Source organism: Streptosporangium canum (assembly GCF_900113865.1).
In the GTDB taxonomy this organism is placed as follows: Bacteria; Actinomycetota; Actinomycetes; order Streptosporangiales; family Streptosporangiaceae; genus Streptosporangium; species Streptosporangium canum.
Genome location: NZ_FOQY01000082.1, coordinates 1 through 1,804 on the forward strand (window position 1 = coordinate 1; position 1,804 = coordinate 1,804).

Sequence of the window (1,804 nt, forward strand, 5' to 3'; positions counted from 1 at the left end):
GAGTGAGAACACCGTGGCCGCCTCGATGCGACGGCAGGCCCTGGCGGCTCGCCCGAAGCGGCGGCGTAAGAACACCACTCGGCCGGGCAAGGGGCAGGGCCCCGGCGTTCTTGAGTTCTGATGCGGTATGGCGACGTTGAGTGTTTGGCTAGGTGGCATATGAAAGAGCGCGACTTCTGCTGATCTTTCAGGTCTCTAATCCGAAGATCGCCGCAGTAGTCGCGCTCGTGTCCCCATCTTCCCCGACCAGCCCCCTGTCTCGTCCCTCGTCTTGACCACCTCACCGACCTGGCGTTGTGGGAAGCCGGGCTGGCAGCCGATCCGATCATGGTGGAATCGGCGTTGATGCACCGGTTGGCGACTGTCCCCGAGCGGCGCTCGGCCTGCGGGCGGCGTCACCCGTTGATGGTCATCTTGACGTTGACCGCGTGCGCAACGCTCGTGGTCGGCGGCGACAGCGTCGCGGCAATCCGGCAGTGGGCCGCCCGGACCTCTCAAGCGGTGCTCGCGCGGCTGGGAGCCTACCGAGATCCTTTCACCGGCCGGTTCACCGTGCCCAGCGAGCGGACCTTCCGCCGGGTCCTGGCCGGGCTGGACGGCGATGCGCTGGATGCGGCGATCAGCGGCTATGTGGCCGATGTGATGCGCTGGGCGGCTCCCGTGCCGCAGATTCCCGACATACCCGGGCCCATCGAGCGCGAGCAACGCCGTAGGACCCGGCGGCAGATCGCTCATCGCGCCCCGGACGGGTTGCTGCCCGGCGCGGCCCTGGACGGCAAAGCCAGCCGCGGGGCCCGGACCGCCGGCGACGGGCGTATCTTCCTGGTAGGGACGATCAGCCACGAGCACGGGGTGGTCCTGGGCCAGTGTCAGGTCGCCGACAAACGGGGCGAGGGACCGGCCGCCCGGACGCTGCTGTCGCGGCTGGACGTGGCAGGAATGGTGCTGACCCTGGACGCGCTGCACACCACCAAGGCGACCGCCCGTCTGATCACCGAGCAACTGGGCGGCCACTACGTCCTCATTTTGAAGGGAAATCAGCCGCTGGCCCGCGCCGCCGCGCGCGCCCTGCTGTCGGGCCCGGATGCCGAGTGAATCGACACCACCGCCATCGACCACGATCGCGGGCACGACCGCACCGAATGCCGGACCATCCGTACCGCCGAAGCAGACGACGGCTTGTTCCCCGGCGCACGACAAGCCTTCCGGCTGCGTCGCGACGTCGGTGACCTGGATGGCACCTGGACCAGCAAGGAAGTCGTGTTCGGCATCACCAGCCTGCCCGCCGCCCTGGCCCCACCTGCCCACCTGGGCCACTACGAACGCGCGCACTGGGGAGTGGAAAATCGCCTCCACTGGGTCAGGGACGTTACCTTCCGGGAGGATAACTCCCAGGTCAGAACAGGTACCGCGCCCAGAGCTCTGGCTGGCTTTCGCAACCTGGCGATCAGCCCCGCCCGCTTGGCCGACCGGGCCAATATCGCCCATGCCCGCCGCGACCTCCTCGCCCACAACGACACCTTCGCCGTCTACAACATTTGATCAAACCGAAAGAATGGCATATAGCGAATCAACGCCGGGGCCCTGCACCCGCGGTGACCAGCCGCGAAGCGGCCCAGGGGCACACCTCCGACTCACCGCACGGTGATCGGGAGACGGTGGCCGGACGATTGCGAGCCGCTGTATGTGCGCTCATTGTCAAGGAACACTGAGGTGATCTCAGCGACTTCACGTTGAGTAGCCGTGTTCGAAATGGGTGAGGACGAGCGCGGCTTTAATGATGTCGCCGATTCTGCTGGGGCTG

Annotated in this window: 2 protein-coding genes; both read left to right on the forward strand. The window is 67.1% G+C overall.

Going from position 1 to position 1,804, the window contains the following annotated elements:
• Nucleotides 1–294 precede the first annotated feature (294 nt).
• Nucleotides 295–1,095 carry an ISAs1 family transposase gene (locus tag BM085_RS42490; RefSeq protein ID WP_093892379.1) on the forward strand — a complete coding sequence of 267 codons (801 nt, stop codon included), beginning with the start codon at nt 295–297 and terminating at the stop codon, nt 1,093–1,095.
• 57 nt (nt 1,096–1,152) lie between these two features.
• Nucleotides 1,153–1,542: a transposase gene (locus BM085_RS44100; protein ID WP_281249924.1), complete on the forward strand. Its 390-nt coding sequence runs from the start codon at nt 1,153–1,155 to the stop codon at nt 1,540–1,542.
• The last annotated feature ends 262 nt before the right edge of the window (nt 1,543–1,804 follow it).